Origin of the sequence: Janthinobacterium violaceinigrum (assembly GCF_009208555.1) — a bacterium.
Lineage (GTDB): Bacteria > Pseudomonadota > Gammaproteobacteria > Burkholderiales > Burkholderiaceae_D > Janthinobacterium > Janthinobacterium violaceinigrum.
In genome coordinates this window covers 84,126-100,137 of record NZ_WFLI01000021.1, presented here as the reverse complement: position 1 = coordinate 100,137, position 16,012 = coordinate 84,126, and the positions used below count along the sequence as shown (strand labels likewise).

Sequence of the window (16,012 nt, the reverse complement as noted above, 5' to 3'; positions counted from 1 at the left end):
CCGCCAGCGCCTGCGCCAGCTGGCCGCCGCCAGCGCCGTGGCCGTGCTAGCGCTGACAAGCGCGCTGGCCGTCAGCGAGCGCCCCGCCTACCTGCTTGCCGACCTGCGCAGCCCCACGGGACAATGGCGCACGCACACCCTGGCCGACGGCAGCCACATTACCCTGGGCAGCGGCAGCGCCGTCAACGTGCACTTCAATGCGGGCGAGCGGCATGTGGAGCTGGTGCAGGGCGACATCCTCGTCGACGTGGCCAAGGATGCGCAGCGTCCCTTCATCGTCGACAGCGGGCAGGCGGCGATCCGCGCGCTGGGCACGCGTTTCACCGTGCGCAGGGACGATGACGCCACCATCCTGAGCATGCTGGAATCGAAAGTGTCGGCGCAGGTGCCGCAGCATCCGGCCAGCATCGTGCAGGCGGGCCAGCGCACGCGCATCACGGAAGATGGCGTGGGGCCAATCACGGCCATCGATGCGGCCAGCGTGCAGGAAGCGTGGCGCGCGCACCAGCTGGTAATCGACGACCAGCCGCTGGCCGACGTGCTCGACGAGCTGGCCCGCCACCGCCCCGGCCAGCTGCATTACGACCGCGCGCAGATCGCCGGTATCCGCGTGGCCGCCGTGCTGCCGCTGGACGACACGGACAAGGCGCTGCAGCTGTTGATCGACAATTTCCCGCAGCTGCGCATCCGCATGCTGACGCGCTACCTGGTGATGGTGGACGCGCCCGCCAGCACCCCCGCAAAAAATAAATAGAAATAATCGGCATTCGCAGTTCCACTTTGCGCATCTCGTGCGTCAAGGCAGCTGAGATCATTCAAAAAAGGCTGTCACCATGTACGCTCAAGTTGTTGCCCTTACGTCCCCGAACACCCTGCGCACGCGTCTGCGCCCGCTGGCCCTGGCCGCCCTGCTGCTGGCAAGCGCCGGCATGCACGCCCAGGCAGTTGCGCAAACGGCGCCTGCCACCGCCAGCTACAACATCCCCACCGGTCCGCTGGCCGGCGCCCTGAACCGCTATGCGCAGCAGGCGGGCGTGTCCATCGTCATCGATGCGGCCAAGGTCCAGGGCTTGACGACGGCAGGCCTGCAAGGCAGCTATGCCATCGACGACGGCTTTGCCGTGCTGCTGCGCGGCAGCGGCTACGCCATCGGCAAGACAGCAACCGGCTACGTGCTGGTGGCCGCGCCGGCGTCCGTACCCACGGCAGCCGCCACTGCCGCCTCGGCGGCCGAGCGCACCATGCCCTCGATTACCATCGTCGGCCAGGCCGAGCAAGGCGCCACCACGGAAGGCAGCGGCTCCTACACGGCGCGCAAGCTCACCATCGGCAAGGGCGAGCAATCGATGAAGGACATCCCCCAATCCGTGAGCGTGCTGACGCGCCAGCGCCTGGACGACCAGGGCATCACGGACTTGCGCGAAGCCGTCAACAACGTCACCGGCGTGGTGGGCGTGCATGGCGTGGGGCCGGGCGTGGTCATCACGGCGCGCGGCTTCCAGATCGACCAATGGCAGTACGACGGCGTGCCCATCGACCGCAACACCTATGCGCTGGGTAACTGGGGCCAGGAAAACATGGTCATCTACGACCGCCTGGAAGTGCTGCGCGGCGCCTCCGGCATGCTGGTCGGCACGGGCAGCCCCGGCGGCTCCGTCAGCCTGGTGCGCAAACGTCCGCTGGCCACGCGCGCGATCACGCTGACGGGCCGCGCCGGTTCGTGGGACCACTACGGCGCCCAGGTCGACATCAGCAGCCCGCTGAATGCGGAAGGCACCCTGCGCGGACGCGCCATCGTCGATGAAGACGACAGCCACTCCTTCATCGACCAGGTATGGAGCAAGAACCGCACCCTGTACGCGGCGCTCGACTACGACCTGGGGCCCGCCACCACGGTCGGCCTGGCCGCCAGCCATGTGAAGGCCCACGGCCGCCCCACCTTCATCGGCTTGCCCCGCTATGCGGACGGCGGCGAACTGCCACTGCCGCGCTCCACCTTCACGGGTGCCGACTGGAACCGCAGCCTGGTGGAACAAAGCACCGTCTACCTGGACCTGGAACACCACTTCAATACGCAATGGAGCCTGAAGGCGTCGGCGCTGGGCACGAATGAAAGCACCAGCTCCACGCACCAGCGCACGGCTTTTGAAATCAAGCCCGATGGCAGCGGCGCGCGCTACGGCGACTTTTCCACCGATTTCGACAACCGCAAGCGCGGCATCGACGCCTTCGTGCGCGGCAAATTCGATGGCCTGGGCATCGCGCAGGAAATCGTCGTCGGCGCCAGCTATGTCAGCTTCACGTCGAACGACCGCTATGCACGCGCGTGGGAAATGGGCGCGGACATCTTCAATATCAAGCACAATCGTCCGTGGCAAGACTTCGACACCATCGCCGCGCGCCCGATGGGCGTGACCAGCTACAGCACCTACGACATGCGCCAGAAAGGCCTGTACGCCACCTGGAACGGCCAGCTGACGAGCAATCTGAAAGTCCTGCTGGGCGGGCGCTTCAGCTGGTACGACTTCCTGTATGCCACGCCGGACGGCTACCGCGACGCCACCCGCACTACGGCCAAGTTCACGCCGTCGGTAGGCCTGATCCATGCATTGACGCCGCAATGGTCGGTCTACGCCAGCTATGCGGACGTGTTCCAGCCGCAGACGAACCACGACGTGGCGGGCCGGACGCTCAAGCCGATCACGGGCAGCAGCTACGAAGGCGGCATCAAGGGTGAACTGCTGGACGGCAAGGTCAATACCTCGCTGGCCGTGTTCCGCTATGACCACAAGGACCGCGCCGTCACCGATTACGCCGCCGGTTTCGCCTGCGACGGCTGGTACTGCTCGCGCGCCTCGGGCAAGGTGCGCAGCCAGGGCCTGGAAGCGGAAGTGTCGGGCGAAGTGGCGCGCGGCCTGCAGCTGTCGGCCGGCTACGCCTATACGACGACGACCTACCTCGACGATCCGGACAACAAGGGCCAGGTCTTTTCCACCTGGACGCCGAAGCACATGCTGCGCCTTTGGTCCAGCTATACCCTGCCCGGCAATTGGGACAAGTTCAGCGTGGGTGCCGGCACCAGCCTGCAAAGCCACACGGTCGATACCGAACGTACCTTCAAGGTCGCCGGCTTCTCGATCTGGAATGCACGCCTGGGCTGGCAAGCCACGCCGCAAGTGGCCCTGTCGCTGAACGTCAACAACCTGTTCGACAAGCGCTACATCATCCCGTCCTACAACACCACGGGTTCGAACAACTACTATGGCGACCCGCGCAACGTGCAGTTCACCCTGAAGTACACGCCGAAGTGGTAGGCTGACACGCTGCGGTGACAGCACAGGCGGGCACGGCATCCAGTCGTGCCCGCCTTTTTTGCGTTCAGTGCTAGGCTTGCATTCGAGAAATTATCCACCCAAAGAACCATGCCCCCACCGCTTCCCCTGTCCAGCATGCTGCTGGCCCTGGCTGCCTGCGCCAGCCCCGCCCTGGCCGTCGACGGCTATTACCAGACCAAAACGCCGTACGCGCCGCAGCAGGACCCGGCCACGTATGCGGCGCCGCCGGACGGTTTCCAGCCCATCTACACGCAACTGGTGGCGCGCCACGGTTCGCGCGGACTGACCGGCATGAAGGGCGACGCCGCCCTGCATGCGATGTGGCAGCAGGCTGCCGCACAGGATGCGCTCACGCCGCTGGGGCGCGAACTGGGCCCCGATATCCTGGCCCTGATGCGGGCGAATGCCTTGCTCGGCCATGGCGTGGCCGGGATCGAGACGCCCGGCTATGGCAATCTGTCGCAGACGGGCATCGAAGAACACCGGCAGCTGGCCGCGCGCCTGCTGGCGCGCCTGCCCGCCCTGTTCGCGCAAGTGGGGCAAGACGCCGCGACGGCGCCGCGCCAGCTGATCATCATCCATTCCGGCGTGGACCGCGCGCGCGACAGTTCGCGCTTCTTCACGCAATCGCTGCTGGAACAGGCACCGGCACTGGCGCCGCTGCTGACCCTGCCGCCCGCGCCGGCGCCGTATCCGCAGGGACGCCCGCCCGGGGTGCCGCCGGTACGCCAGCCCGACGGCGTGAACCGCTTCCTGCTGTACGCGCACAAGCTGGCGCCGCAGACGGATCTGGTAGCCGACCGCGCCGACCCGTACGACGCCACCTATGGCGCCAGCCAGGCTTACCAGCGCTACCTGCGCACCAAGCAGCTGCACGCGCTGATGGACGCCCCGGCCAAAGAGCCGGAAGCGGCCGCGCATGCGCGCCACGTGCTCGAACGGCTGTTTGCACCCGCCTTCCTCGCCCGTTTCGAGCGCGGCGCCAGCTACGCGGACACGGGCAGCTACACCTTCACCAGCGCGGACGGCAAACTCACGCGCACCATGACAGGCAGCGGCAAGAGCGTCATCCGCAGCCGGAATGCGGCTGCGACGAAACTGTATGAGCTGTATGCGATCGCCGCCGGCATGCGCCATGAAGTGCCGGCCGATTTCAGCCGCTACATGCCCGCAGACGATGCACGCTATTACGCCGCCGTCGCCGACCACGAGGATTTTTACGCGAAAGGCCCGGCCACCGTGGAAAGCAAGGGCGTGACCTGGCGCTTCGCGCTGGCCTTGCGCGAGGATTTTTTCAAGGAAGTCGACGCGCTGGCCAGCGGCGATCTGCGCCATGCGGCCAAGCTGCGCTTTACGCATGCGGAAATGCTCATTCCGCTGGCCTCGGCCATGGGCTTGCCCGGAGCGCAAACGCCGCTGCCGGCCACGACGCCCTACAGCCATGCCGGCAATCCGTGGCGCGGTGCGCAAGTGTCGCCGCTGGCAGCCAATCTGCAGTGGGATGTGTACCGCAATGGCGAAGGCCGGCTCATCGTGCGCCAGCTGTACAACGAAAAGGAAACGCCGTTCCAGGCAGCGTGCGAGGGCGCCCGCATCGCGCCCGGCAGCGTGTTCTACGACTATGCGGGACTGCAAGCCTGCTACGGCCACGTGGCGCTACGCTAGTCAAAAAAAAAGCCGCCAGCTGGGCTGACGGCTTGCGGGAGCCGCAGGCTCGGAGAGGTATTACTGCCAGGCTTCCTTGCCTGCCTTCGGCTTGCCCACCATCAGCAAGGCGCCCAGGGTCAGCACGGCCGCCAGCGACAGGTAATAGCCCACGTACTGCAAGCCGTAATTCGTGGCCAGCCAGGTGGCGATGTACGGCGCCAGCGAGGCGCCCAGGATGCCCGCCAGGTTGAACGTCAGCGACGCGCCCGTGTAACGCACTTCGGGCGGGAACAGCTCGGACAGCATGGTGCCCAGCGGGCCGTAGGTCATGCCCATCAGGCCCAGGCCGACGGCCATGAAGATCGTCACTTCCCACGTCACGCCCGAGCCGAACATGGGCGCCAGCACCAGGCCGAAGATGGCGATGGCAACGGAAACCCAGATCATGGTGGCGCGGCGGCCGCGGCGGTCGGCCAGCACGGCCGAGAATGGAATCGTCAGGGCAAAGAACAGCACGGCAAACAGCTGGACGACGAGGAATTCCTTGCGCGTGAAGCCCAGCTTGGTCGTACCCCAGCTCAGCGCGAACACCGTCATCAGGTAGAACAGCACGAAGGTGGCCAGGGCGATGATGGTGCCCAGGAACAGCATGCGGCCATGCTGGCGGAACACGGTGGCCACCGGCAGTTTCACGACTTCGTTCTTGTCGATGACTTTCTGGAAGTCCGGCGTTTCCGTGATCTTCAACCGCACGTACAGGCCGACGATGACCAGCAGCGCGCTGGCCAGGAACGGGATGCGCCAGCCATAGCTGAAGAACTGTTCATCGGTCATGGTTTCGCTGAGCAGCAGGAAGATGCCACCCGACAGGAAGAAGCCGATCGGTGCGCCCAGCTGCGGGAACATGCCGTACCAGGCGCGCTTGCCCGGTGGCGCATTTTCCGTGGCCAGCAGCACCGCGCCGCCCCACTCGCCGCCCAGGCCCAGGCCCTGGCCGAAACGGCACAGCGCCAGCAGCAATGGCGCCAGGGTGCCGATGGCTGCATACGTGGGCAGCAAGCCGATGATGACGGTGGAAATGCCCATGGTCAGCAGGGCCGCCACGAGCGTGGCCTTGCGGCCGATGCGGTCGCCGAAGTGGCCGAACACGGCCGAGCCGATGGGACGGGCGAAGAAGGCGATGGCAAACGTGGCCAGCGACTGCAGTACGGCGGCCGACGGGTCGCCGGCGGGGAAGAACAGTTTCGGGAACACCAGCACGGCGGCCGTGGCGTAGATATAAAAGTCAAAGAACTCGATGGTGGTGCCGATCAGGCTGGCGAACAGCACCGTGCCGGGGGAATTTTTCTTGGGGGGGGTGCTCATTTACTGCGCTCCTTGGGGAGGGTGTCTAAAGGCCATTCTCTGGATGTTTTTTCAGGCAGCAGCACAGCACGTTGTCTCCGTGTCGTTCGCATATCATAGCCTTGCGCGCATGCATTTGCTGCGCATTTGCTATTAAATTTGCAAACAAAAAACAACGGTTTTAGTTGCCGTAGCGAACTGCCGGCAACGCGCGCTAACGCGCCGTGATCAGTGCTGATTTAGAGAAACAACGGTCGTGCGCCATCCGGTTACCCGGGGCACGGCAGGAAAGGCGTCAGGGGATGGGCGACGTGTATCAGGCCCGGCGTATCGCCAGGCATTCCGTACCAGACCCGCGCGTCGGCATCGCGGCGTCGGTCATTTGTGGTGAATCCTTGCCTGCGGCCCCTCCGGGTGGAGCGGGCCGGCGATGATCGCGCCTGCATCCGGTCAAGGATGCGGTTGATCTTGCTGTAAGCGGCTTATGATACGCGCAGTGGTGCGGTGCGGCAAGAAGTTGTGATAGCGCATGCCAGGCGGTGGTGTCGGCTTACGCTGCGCCAAGCCGACCTACGCCGACCTACGCATCAATCAATACAAAAGTCTGCGCAATCTCGGCGCTGTCGAGCGGGCGCACGAGGCGCGCCACTTCCTGGCCATCTTTCAAAAAAATCAGGGTCGGCCACAGCTTCACGCGGAACGAGCGCCCCAGGGCACGGCCGGGGCCGTCTTCGACGCGCAGATGCGGCACCCCGGGGTGCTGCGCCAGCGCGGCGGCCAGCGGCGCCTGGGTGGCGCGGCAGTGGCCGCACCAGCCCGTGCCGAATTCCAGCAGGGCCGGCCCCGCTAGGGCGTCGATCTCGGCACGCGTGGGTTGCGCTACAGAATAGGTCTCGCTCAGCATGGATATCTCCTTGATGCAATATACAAGCCCGCACGCCGATTGTGCGCCAGGCGGGCTTGCCGTGCCGTGCGCCAGCGCGCGTTTACACGATCTTGACGCGCAGTTCGCCCAGGCCGTCGATGGCACCCACCAGTTCGTCGCCGCGCTGCACGGCCGCCACGCCGGCCGGCGTGCCCGTGTAGATCAGGTCGCCCGGCTGCAGGGTAAAGTAGGTCGACAGGTCGGCGATGGTTTCGGCCACGTTCCAGATCAGCATATCGATGGTGCTGCTTTGGCGCAGCGCGCCATTCACGTGCAGGGTGATGGCGGCCTGACCGACGTCGCCCGCCTGCGCGGCCGCGGTGATGGGGCCGATGGGCGCCGAATGCTCGAACGCCTTGCCCGTCTCCCACGGACGGCCCAGCTTTTTCGCGGCGCCCTGCACGTCGCGGCGCGTCATGTCCAGGCCGATCGCATAGCCCCACACGTGATCCAGCGCATCGGCCACGCCGATATCGCTGCCGCCCTTGCCGATGGCCACCACCAGTTCCATTTCGTGCTGGAAATCCTGCGTCTGCGCCGGGTACGGCAACTCGCCCGTCGTGCCCGCTGCCACGGGCAGCACGGCGTCGGCTGGCTTCATGAAGAAAAACGGTGCCTCGCGGCCCGTGTGGCCCATTTCCTGGGCATGGTCGACATAGTTGCGGCCCACGCAATAGATGCGGTGGACGGGAAAGCTGTCGCCGCTGCCGCTGACGGGCACGCTGGGCTGGATGGCTGCGGGAATAACATACGGCATGAAAACTCCTGATCGGCACAATAAAAAGGCGGCGATGAAAAAGGGACACCGCAGTGTCCCCTATTTTACGGCAAGCTTACTTCAGCAGTCCCGAGCGGCTCGGGTCCGGCATGCGGATGGCGACGATGAAGGAAATCAGGCACATGATGGTCACGTACCAATAGAAATACTCTTCCACGTGCCAGGCCTTGAACTGCAGCGCCACGTATTCGGCCGAACCGCCGAACATGGCATTGGCCACCGCATACGACAGGCCCACGCCCAGGGCGCGCACTTCGACGGGGAACATTTCCGCCTTGATCAAGCCGCTGATCGACGTATAGAAGCTGATGATGGCCAGCGCGATGATGATCAGGCCAAACGCCGCGTACGGGCTGGAAATATCCTTCAAGGCATGCATGATCGGCAGCACGCACAGCGTGGCAAGGCCGCCGAAGAACAGCATCGAGGTACGGCGGCCGATGCGGTCGGACAGGGCGCCGAACACGGGTTGCAAGATCATGTAGACGAGCAGGGCGCAGGTCATGACGGCGCTGGCCGTCTTGGTATCCATGCCGGCCGTGTTGACCAGGTATTTCTGCATGTAGGTGGTAAACGTGTAGAACACGAGCGAGCCGCCGGCCGTGAAGCCCAGCACCGTGATGAAGGCGCGCTTGTGCTTGAGCAAGCCGCGCAAGCTGCCCGCGTCCTTGTCCTTGCGCTCGCTGGCCGTGGTCGTTTCCGTCAGCGATTTACGCAGATTCAGCGACACGAGGGCCGCCAGCGCGCCAAAGACGAACGGGATGCGCCAGCCCCAGGCACGCAATTCTTCCAGGGTCAGCAATTGCTGCAAGACCACCAGCACCAGCAAGGCCAGCAACTGGCCGCCGATCAGGGTCACGTACTGGAACGAGGCAAAGAAGCCGCGCTTGCCCGATTCCGACACTTCGCTCATGTAGGTGGCGCTGGTACCGTATTCGCCGCCCACGGACAGGCCCTGGAACAGGCGCGCCACCAGCAGCAGGAACGGCGCGAAGGCGCCGATGGTGTCGTAGGTGGGCATGACGGCAATCATCAGCGAGCCGCCGCACATCATCAGCACGGAAATCATCATCGACTGGCGGCGGCCGTATTTGTCCGCGATGCGGCCGAACAGCCAGCCGCCCACGGGACGCATGAGGAAGCCGGCGGCAAAGATGCCGGCCGTCTGCAGCAGCTGCGTGGTCGGATTACCGGAAGGGAAGAAGGCGTGCGAGAAATACAGCGCGCAGAAAGAGTAAATGTAGAAGTCGAACCATTCGACCAGGTTACCGGAGGAAGCGCCAATGATGGCCTTGATGCGCTGCTGGGATGTCAGCTGCGCAACGTCATGCGGAGTATCGTGGGATGTCATATCAATCTTCTTGTTCGTGTGAAAAAGCCAACGCCAGCCAGGTTGCCCGGGCCAGTTTTGCATCATACGCCCTTGATCAAGGTCAAAAAGCCGGCCGGCATACGGGTTAATACGTATCGTCGGCAACTTTTTTCACCTGCGGGCGCGCAGGATCAGACGCGCTCGAGCACCAGCGCGATGCCCTGGCCCACGCCGATGCACATGGTGCATAAGGCATAGCGCCCGCCCGTGCGGTGCAGCTGGTTGACGGCCGTCATGGCCAGGCGCGCGCCCGAGGCGCCCAGCGGATGGCCCAGGGCAATGGCGCCGCCGTTCGGGTTCACGCGGGCATCGTCGTCGCGCAAGCCCAGCTGGCGCAGCACGGCCAGGCCCTGGGCGGCGAAGGCTTCGTTCAGTTCGATGACGTCGAAATCGGCCAGGCTCAAACCCGTCATGGCCAGCACCTTCAGGGTGGCGGGCGCGGGGCCGATGCCCATGATGCGGGGCGCCACGCCAGCCGTCGCCATGGCCACGACCCGGGCACGCGGCGTCAGGCCAAAGCGGGCCGCGTTGGCTTCGTCGGCCAGCAGCAGGGCCGCCGCGCCATCGTTGACGCCGGACGCGTTGCCGGCCGTGATCGTGCCATCCGCGCGCACGACGGGTTTCAATTTGGCCAGGGTGTCCAGCGTGGTGGCGCGCGGATGCTCGTCGCGGGCAACGATGACAGGGTCGCCCTTCTTTTGCGCGATGCTGACGGGGCAGATTTCACTGTCGAACACGCCCGCCTGCTGCGCGGCCAGCGCCTTGACCTGGCTGGCCAGGGCGAACGCGTCCTGATCAAGACGGCTGATGCCAAACTCGACGGCCACGTTTTCCGCCGTTTCCGGCATCGAATCGACGCCGTACTGCGCCTTCATCAGCGGGTTGATGAAGCGCCAGCCGATGGTCGTGTCTTCCATTTTCATGCCGCGCGAAAAGGCGCTGTCCGCCTTGCCCATCACGAACGGGGCGCGGCTCATGCTTTCCACGCCGCCGGCGATCAGCAAGCCCGCTTCGCCGCTCTTGATGAAGCGCGCCGCGCTGCCGATGGCGTCCAGGCCCGAGCCGCACAGGCGGTTCAGGGTGGCGCCCGGCACGCTGTCGGGCAAGCCAGCCAGCAAGGCCGCCATGCGCGCCACGTTGCGGTTGTCCTCGCCCGCCTGGTTGGCGCAGCCGTACAGCACGTCCGTGACGGCAGCCCAGTCCACGTTGGGATTGCGCGCCATCAAGGCACGGATGGGCACGGCGCCCAGGTCGTCGGCGCGCACGCCGGACAGGCTGCCGCCGTAGCGGCCGAATGGCGTGCGTTGCGCGTCGCAAATGTAAGCGTGGGTCATGTTCTTTCCTCCAAGAAAGTTAAAGAGATAGGCTCAAGGGGCGCGGCCGTCCATCAGCGGCACGGCCGTCAGCGCTTGCAGCTGCTCGAAACTCAAGCCATCGACCAGCTCGACGACGGCGGCGCCGGCCGGCGACAGGTCGATCACGGCCAGGTCGCTGTAGATGCGGCTGACGCAGGCAATGCCCGTCAGCGGATACGTGCAGGCCTGCACCAGCTTGCTCTCGCCGCCCTTGGTCAGCAATTCCATCATGACCCAGGTTTTCTTTGCGCCGATGGCCAGGTCCATGGCCCCGCCCACGGCAGGGATGGCGTCGGGCGCGCCCGTATGCCAGTTGGCCAGGTCGCCCGTGGCCGAGACTTGAAACGCGCCCAGCACGCAGATGTCCAGGTGGCCGCCGCGCATCATGGCAAAGCTGTCCGCATGGTGGAAATAGCTGCCGCCCGCCAGCAGGGTGACGGGCTGCTTGCCCGCGTTGATCAGGTCGTAGTCTTCCTCGCCCGGCGCGGGCGCGGGGCCCATGCCGATCACGCCGTTTTCGCTGTGCAGGATGATGTCGGCGCCGGCCGGCAAGTGATTTGCCACCAGGGTCGGCAAACCGATGCCGAGGTTGACGACGGCGCCTTCATGGATGTCGGCCGCCACACGGGCCGCCATCTGGTCTCGATTCCATTTATTCATTTCAATACTCCTCAGGCAGCTTTGAAGCCGGCGGGGCCGGTGGCCGTGCGCGGCACTTGCACGATGCGCTGCACGAACAGGCCCGGCGTGACGACGTGCTCGGGATCGATGCTGCCCAGCTCGGCAACTTCATGCACGGAAGCAATGCTGACCTTGGCGGCCATGGCCATGATGGGACCGAAGTTGCGCGCCGTCTTGCGGTAAGTCAGGTTGCCCCAGCGGTCGCCCTGCTCCGCCTTGATCAGCGCGAAATCGGCGTGGATGGGCGACTCGAACACATACATGCGGCCGTCGATCTCGCGCGTTTCCTTGCCCTTGGCCAGGTCCGTGCCATAGCCCGTGGGCGTGAAAAAGCCGCCGATGCCGGCGCCGGCGGCGCGGATGCGCTCGGCCAGATTTCCCTGCGGCACCAATTCAAGCTCCAGCTTGCCAGAGCGGTACAGGGCGTCGAACACGTGGGAATCGGCCTGGCGGGGAAACGAACAGATGATCTTGCGCACCTGCCCGTTTTTCAGCAGGGCGGCCAGGCCCGTCTCGCCATTGCCCGCATTGTTGTTGACGATGACGAGATCGCGCGCGCCTTGGGCGATCAAGCCGTCGATCAGCTCGGCCGGCTGGCCCGCGCCGCCGAAGCCGCCAATCATGACGGTGGCGCCATCGTGGATATCGGCCAGCGCCTCAAGGACGCTGGTACGCAGTTTGTCGATCATTGCCTGTCTCCTCCCTATCAAACTCACAGCTCATTTGTTCGTATATCGAACAAATATTCGTATTTAGAACTTATTCGTGAGAATATGCCTGATCGGGGCTCTTGTCAATTTGCCGTTTTCGCTGGCGCCATGGCTATAATTGCCACCTTGATCAATTGGAATCGCCATGACCGCACGCAGCAGCACGCCACTTTCCGCCGCAGAAACCCTCGATGCCGACGGCGCGCCCCGTCCCGGCGACAGCTATGTGCAATCGTTCGCGCGGGGGCTGGCCGTCTTGCGCAGCTTTGGCGCGGAGGCGCCGCAACAGACCCTGAGCGAAGTGGCGGAACGGGCGCAGCTGACGCGCGCGGGCGCGCGGCGCATCCTGCACACCCTGCTGCATCTCGGTTACGTGGAAGCGGACGGACGGCTGTTCCGCCTGACGCCCAAGGTGCTCGACCTCGGTTACGCCTACCTGTCATCGTTGCCCGTGTGGACGCAGGCGCAGCCGCTGCTGGAAGAGCTGATGCACACCTTGCGCCAGTCGTGCTCGGCTACCGTGCTCGACGGCGACGACATCGTGTATGTCGTGCGCCTGTCCGCGCACCGCACCATGTCGATCAACCTGGGCATCGGCAGCCGCCTGCCCGCCTACTGCACCTCGATGGGACGGGTGTTGCTGTCGGGCCTGGCGCCGGACGTGCTGCGCGAACGGCTGTCGAAGATGGCGCTGCTGAAGATCACGCCGGCGACCAAGGTCGATATCGATGTCTTGCTGGAAGAGATTGCGCAAGTGCGGCGCCAGGGCTGGTGCCTGGTGCAGGAAGAGCTGGAACAGGGCTTGATCGCCCTGGCCGCACCCGTGTTCGACCGGGCCGGCAAGGTGGTGGCGGCGATCAACGTCAGCGGCCAGACGGCGGGGCCGTCCGTGGCGCACTTGCTGGAACACAGCTTGCCGAAGCTGCTGGCGACGGCCAGCCAGGTCAGCGCGCTGGTGCGCGTGCAGCAGTAGGAATTATTTCCTGAACCTTATTTCTTGAATTTGGCGCACGGGTCCGGGCGCGGCTGCGCGGGCATCGTTTGCGTCAGGTCAAACGTGCCTTTGTAGCCGCTGCCGCCCTGCTCCAGGTAGCCGATGCTGCGCACGTTCAGTTGCGGATCGGCCAGCTTCAGCCAGCGGGGCACGCCGATATCCTTGCGCACGTGGTCGTTGCCGGCGATCAGCACCACGTCGCGCGGCGCCTGGTCGCGTATCAGCTTGGCCATCCAGATATCGCGCGCCACCTGGGCATTGACGACGCCGCTGAGCATCATGTCGGGCAACATATTGCAGCGGGCCGCCTGCACTTCCTTCTGTTGTGCTTCCACAATATCGGCCGGCACGGGCGCGGCCAGATACGTCGCCACCATGGCGGGCGGCATCGACCACTGGATACCGTCGCGCGCGGTGCGCGACGCATCGGCAGACGACAGGTTGCCGGCGACCAAGGTCAGCTGGTAGCTGATCACCAGGTCCAGCACGGGCCGGTACAAGCTCCAGTCCCAGCGCGGCTGTTCCATCACGCGGATGATGCAGTCGGGGTCGGCGCAATCGCGCGCGGCGCGCGTCAGCAGGGCCTGGTTGTCGCGGTCGAACTGCTCCATTACGATCACGGGACGCCAGCCGGCGGCCAGGCGGCGCTGCAACTCCGCCACGCGCAAGCGCTGGCCTTGCGCATTGTCATGCACTTCGCCGAGCAGCAGCACTTGCGGATTGGGCAAGGTGTCGGCCACGGGCGCAGGAGCGGGCGGCGCTTCCTTCTTCAGCAAGCTGCCGCAGGCGGCCAGCGCCAGCACGCTGCACAGCAGGGCGGCGCGCGCGCCGGCCCGGAAAATCTCGGTCTTCATGTCAACGGGTATCCAGAGTGGCGATGCGCGAGATTGTACCGCCTCAAGCCGGCGCCGCGACCTTGCGGCGCTCCAGGACTTCAAAGAGCGCCATGCCGGCCAGCATGGCGGCCACGAAAATCCAGGCCTTCGGCTGGCCCGCCAGCAGGGAAACGAGGGCGGGGCCGGGACAGAAACCGGCGATGCCCCAGCCCGCGCCAAAGGCCAGGCTGCCCAGCAGCAGGCGCCCGTCGATGCGCCGCGCCGCAGGCAATTGCATGGGCTCGCCCAGCAAGGCCGTGCTGCGCCGGCGCGCCAGCCAGAAGGCGGGCATGGCCACGCCGATGGCGCCGCCCATCACCAGCGCCAAGGACGGGTCCCAGGCGCCGGCCAGGTCAAGGAAACCAAGCACCTTGGCAGGGTTGCCCATGCCGGAGACGATCAAACCCAGGCCAAAGACGAGGCCGCTCAACAGAGATAGGATGAGCTTGCTCATAAGCTTGCTCACAGATGGCGCAACAGATAGACGGTGAGGAAACCGGCCGCCATGAAGGCGATGGTGGCCGCCAGCGAACGGGGGGACAGGCGCGACAGGCCGCACACGCCGTGGCCGCTGGTGCAGCCGGCGCCGTAGCGCACGCCCACGCCCACCAGCAGGCCCGCAGCGATCAGGGCGGGCATGCCCGCGTCGATCTGCACGGACGGCAGGGCTTGCCACAACGGGTACAGCAGCGGCGTGACTATCAGGCCCGCAAGAAACGCGATGCGCCAGCCCAGGTCGCCCTGGCGCGGGCGCAGCAAGCCGCCGAGGATGCCGCTGATGCCGGCGATACGGCCATTGAACAGGATCAGCAAGGCGGCTGCCAGGCCGATCAGCATGCCGCCGGCCAGCGAAGCCCACGGCGTGAAGTGTTGCCAGGCGATGCTCATGACAGGGCTCAGTCCGCTTCGTCGTTGAACGGAGGGCGCGGCGCGCAAAATTGCGCGTACAACACTTGCAGCACGGCCAGCACGGGCGCGCTGGCGACCCGGTAATAGATCTGCTTGCCATCGCGCCGCGTGGCCACCAGCATCTCTTCGCGCAGCACGCCCAGCTGCTGCGACAGGGTCGGCTGGCCGATGCCCACTTTTTGTTCGAGGTCGCTGACGCAATGCTCGCCCTGCGATAGCTGGCACAGCAGCATCAAACGGTCGGCATTGCCCATGGCCTTGAGCAGCGAGCTGGCCTTGTAGGCCGAGCCACGCATGGCGTCGAGGTTGTATTCGGCGTGTTGTGTTGCAACTGTCTCCATCTTGCCCTCCCACAGGCGGTCATGTTGATCATCGTGCGATAAACAATATACTAATCAATATACTGTTTTCCTGCTGGCGATTCGCACAAAAAAACAACAGTGTTTTGCAGCGATAGCGTGCTCATGCAAAGTGCGCGGCAGCGATAGTCTCCATGCTATCAAAATGATAAATATTCGTAATTTAAAGCAAATATACGTAGCAAAATTGCCATCACTTGTGCTCTAATAAAGCCTCATCAGAAAAACCATGATACGCCCCCGTACAGGCGCATTGTCCGTCCATGCACAGGCCGGTTTCGGCCGCGCAGCACGGTGAACCAGGGAGTCAACGATGAAACTACTTCAGTCGCCAGGCGTGGCCATGCTTGTGTTGTCCATTTGTGCCGGCAATGTGGCGGCCGGCGATAGTCCCCCGCACGCGGCACGCGTGCCTGTCATGAGCGACGACAGTCTCGGTATGCATAACACGACGGACAATCCCGCCTGGGATGCACCGGACTTGCCGTATGCGCGCCTGCTGACGCAGGGCACGACCTTCAATGCGCCCCCGCGCTGGCGCAGCGCTGGTGCACGCCAGGGCGCACTGCCACCGTCCGCAGCCGCCACGGCCCCGGCCGTGCAGCAAACGAACGTGCCGCCGCCCGTGCCCGAAGCGAGCATGGTCTCGATGTTACTGGTAGGACTGGGCCTGCTGGCCTTTGGCATGCACGGCGAAAAACAGGAAAAATTCGATAGCTGACCCTATT

The 16,012-nt window shown here is 65.1% G+C and carries 16 protein-coding genes; 5 read left to right on the top strand and 11 right to left on the bottom strand.

Going from position 1 to position 16,012, the window contains the following annotated elements:
- The 3 genes from GCN75_RS18045 to GCN75_RS18035 form a co-directional block, all read left to right on the top strand.
- On the top strand, nucleotides 1-754 hold a 754-nt coding region (locus tag GCN75_RS18045), incomplete at its 5' end, for a FecR family protein (protein ID WP_152283681.1).
- A 79-nt stretch (nucleotides 755-833) separates the two neighbouring features.
- Nucleotides 834-3,314, top strand: coding sequence for a TonB-dependent siderophore receptor (locus GCN75_RS18040; RefSeq protein WP_152283680.1), 2,481 nt, complete (start codon nucleotides 834-836; stop codon nucleotides 3,312-3,314).
- Nucleotides 3,315-3,422: 108 nt separating this feature from the next.
- On the top strand, nucleotides 3,423-5,000 hold the full coding sequence (locus GCN75_RS18035; protein ID WP_226941448.1) for a histidine-type phosphatase: 1,578 nt from the start codon (nucleotides 3,423-3,425) through the stop codon (nucleotides 4,998-5,000).
- A 60-nt stretch (nucleotides 5,001-5,060) separates the two neighbouring features.
- On the opposite strand, the gene GCN75_RS18030 is transcribed toward GCN75_RS18035, so the two are convergent.
- The 7 genes from GCN75_RS18030 to GCN75_RS18000 all read right to left on the bottom strand — a co-directional run bounded on the left by GCN75_RS18030 (nucleotide 5,061) and on the right by GCN75_RS18000 (nucleotide 12,126).
- Nucleotides 5,061-6,347, bottom strand: coding sequence for an MFS transporter (locus GCN75_RS18030; protein ID WP_152283679.1), 1,287 nt, complete (start codon nucleotides 6,345-6,347; stop codon nucleotides 5,061-5,063).
- Nucleotides 6,348-6,906: 559 nt separating this feature from the next.
- Nucleotides 6,907-7,230, bottom strand: a complete 324-nt coding sequence (locus GCN75_RS18025; RefSeq protein WP_152283678.1) for a thioredoxin family protein — start codon at nucleotides 7,228-7,230, stop codon at nucleotides 6,907-6,909.
- Between the two features lie 82 nt (nucleotides 7,231-7,312).
- Nucleotides 7,313-8,008, bottom strand: a complete 696-nt coding sequence (locus GCN75_RS18020) for a fumarylacetoacetate hydrolase family protein (protein ID WP_152283677.1) — start codon at nucleotides 8,006-8,008, stop codon at nucleotides 7,313-7,315.
- A gap of 76 nt (nucleotides 8,009-8,084) precedes the next feature.
- Nucleotides 8,085-9,380, bottom strand: coding sequence for an MFS family transporter (locus GCN75_RS18015; RefSeq protein ID WP_101484721.1), 1,296 nt, complete (start codon nucleotides 9,378-9,380; stop codon nucleotides 8,085-8,087).
- A gap of 152 nt (nucleotides 9,381-9,532) precedes the next feature.
- On the bottom strand, nucleotides 9,533-10,735 hold the full coding sequence (gene pcaF, locus GCN75_RS18010) for a 3-oxoadipyl-CoA thiolase (RefSeq protein WP_152283676.1): 1,203 nt from the start codon (nucleotides 10,733-10,735) through the stop codon (nucleotides 9,533-9,535).
- Between the two features lie 33 nt (nucleotides 10,736-10,768).
- Nucleotides 10,769-11,416: a 3-oxoacid CoA-transferase subunit B gene (locus GCN75_RS18005; RefSeq protein WP_152283675.1), complete on the bottom strand. Its 648-nt coding sequence runs from the start codon at nucleotides 11,414-11,416 to the stop codon at nucleotides 10,769-10,771.
- An 11-nt stretch (nucleotides 11,417-11,427) separates the two neighbouring features.
- Nucleotides 11,428-12,126 (bottom strand): 3-oxoacid CoA-transferase subunit A, encoded by a 699-nt coding sequence (locus GCN75_RS18000; RefSeq protein ID WP_152283674.1) that lies wholly within the window; start codon nucleotides 12,124-12,126, stop codon nucleotides 11,428-11,430.
- 166 nt (nucleotides 12,127-12,292) lie between these two features.
- On the opposite strand from GCN75_RS18000, the gene GCN75_RS17995 reads away from it, so the two are divergent.
- Nucleotides 12,293-13,120 carry an IclR family transcriptional regulator domain-containing protein gene (locus tag GCN75_RS17995; RefSeq protein WP_152257987.1) on the top strand — a complete coding sequence of 276 codons (828 nt, stop codon included), beginning with the start codon at nucleotides 12,293-12,295 and terminating at the stop codon, nucleotides 13,118-13,120.
- A 17-nt stretch (nucleotides 13,121-13,137) separates the two neighbouring features.
- Here the strand turns inward: GCN75_RS17995 and GCN75_RS17990 are convergent, their stop codons facing one another.
- From GCN75_RS17990 to GCN75_RS17975, 4 genes are read right to left on the bottom strand one after another with little or no spacing between them, the layout of a single operon-like run.
- Nucleotides 13,138-13,995, bottom strand: a complete 858-nt coding sequence (locus tag GCN75_RS17990; RefSeq protein WP_152283673.1) for a ChaN family lipoprotein — start codon at nucleotides 13,993-13,995, stop codon at nucleotides 13,138-13,140.
- A 43-nt stretch (nucleotides 13,996-14,038) separates the two neighbouring features.
- Nucleotides 14,039-14,470, bottom strand: a complete 432-nt coding sequence (locus tag GCN75_RS17985; RefSeq protein ID WP_152283672.1) for a YeeE/YedE family protein — start codon at nucleotides 14,468-14,470, stop codon at nucleotides 14,039-14,041.
- A gap of 8 nt (nucleotides 14,471-14,478) precedes the next feature.
- The gene (locus tag GCN75_RS17980; protein ID WP_152283671.1) at nucleotides 14,479-14,904 is read right to left on the bottom strand and encodes a YeeE/YedE family protein; all 426 of its coding nucleotides are present in this window, start codon (nucleotides 14,902-14,904) and stop codon (nucleotides 14,479-14,481) included.
- An 8-nt stretch (nucleotides 14,905-14,912) separates the two neighbouring features.
- Nucleotides 14,913-15,266, bottom strand: a complete 354-nt coding sequence (locus GCN75_RS17975) for an ArsR/SmtB family transcription factor (protein WP_070310209.1) — start codon at nucleotides 15,264-15,266, stop codon at nucleotides 14,913-14,915.
- 331 nt (nucleotides 15,267-15,597) lie between these two features.
- Between GCN75_RS17975 and GCN75_RS17970 the strand changes: the two genes are divergently transcribed.
- A complete protein-coding gene (locus tag GCN75_RS17970) occupies nucleotides 15,598-16,005 on the top strand; it encodes a hypothetical protein (RefSeq protein ID WP_152283670.1) in 408 nt (135 codons plus the stop codon).
- The last annotated feature ends 7 nt before the right edge of the window (nucleotides 16,006-16,012 follow it).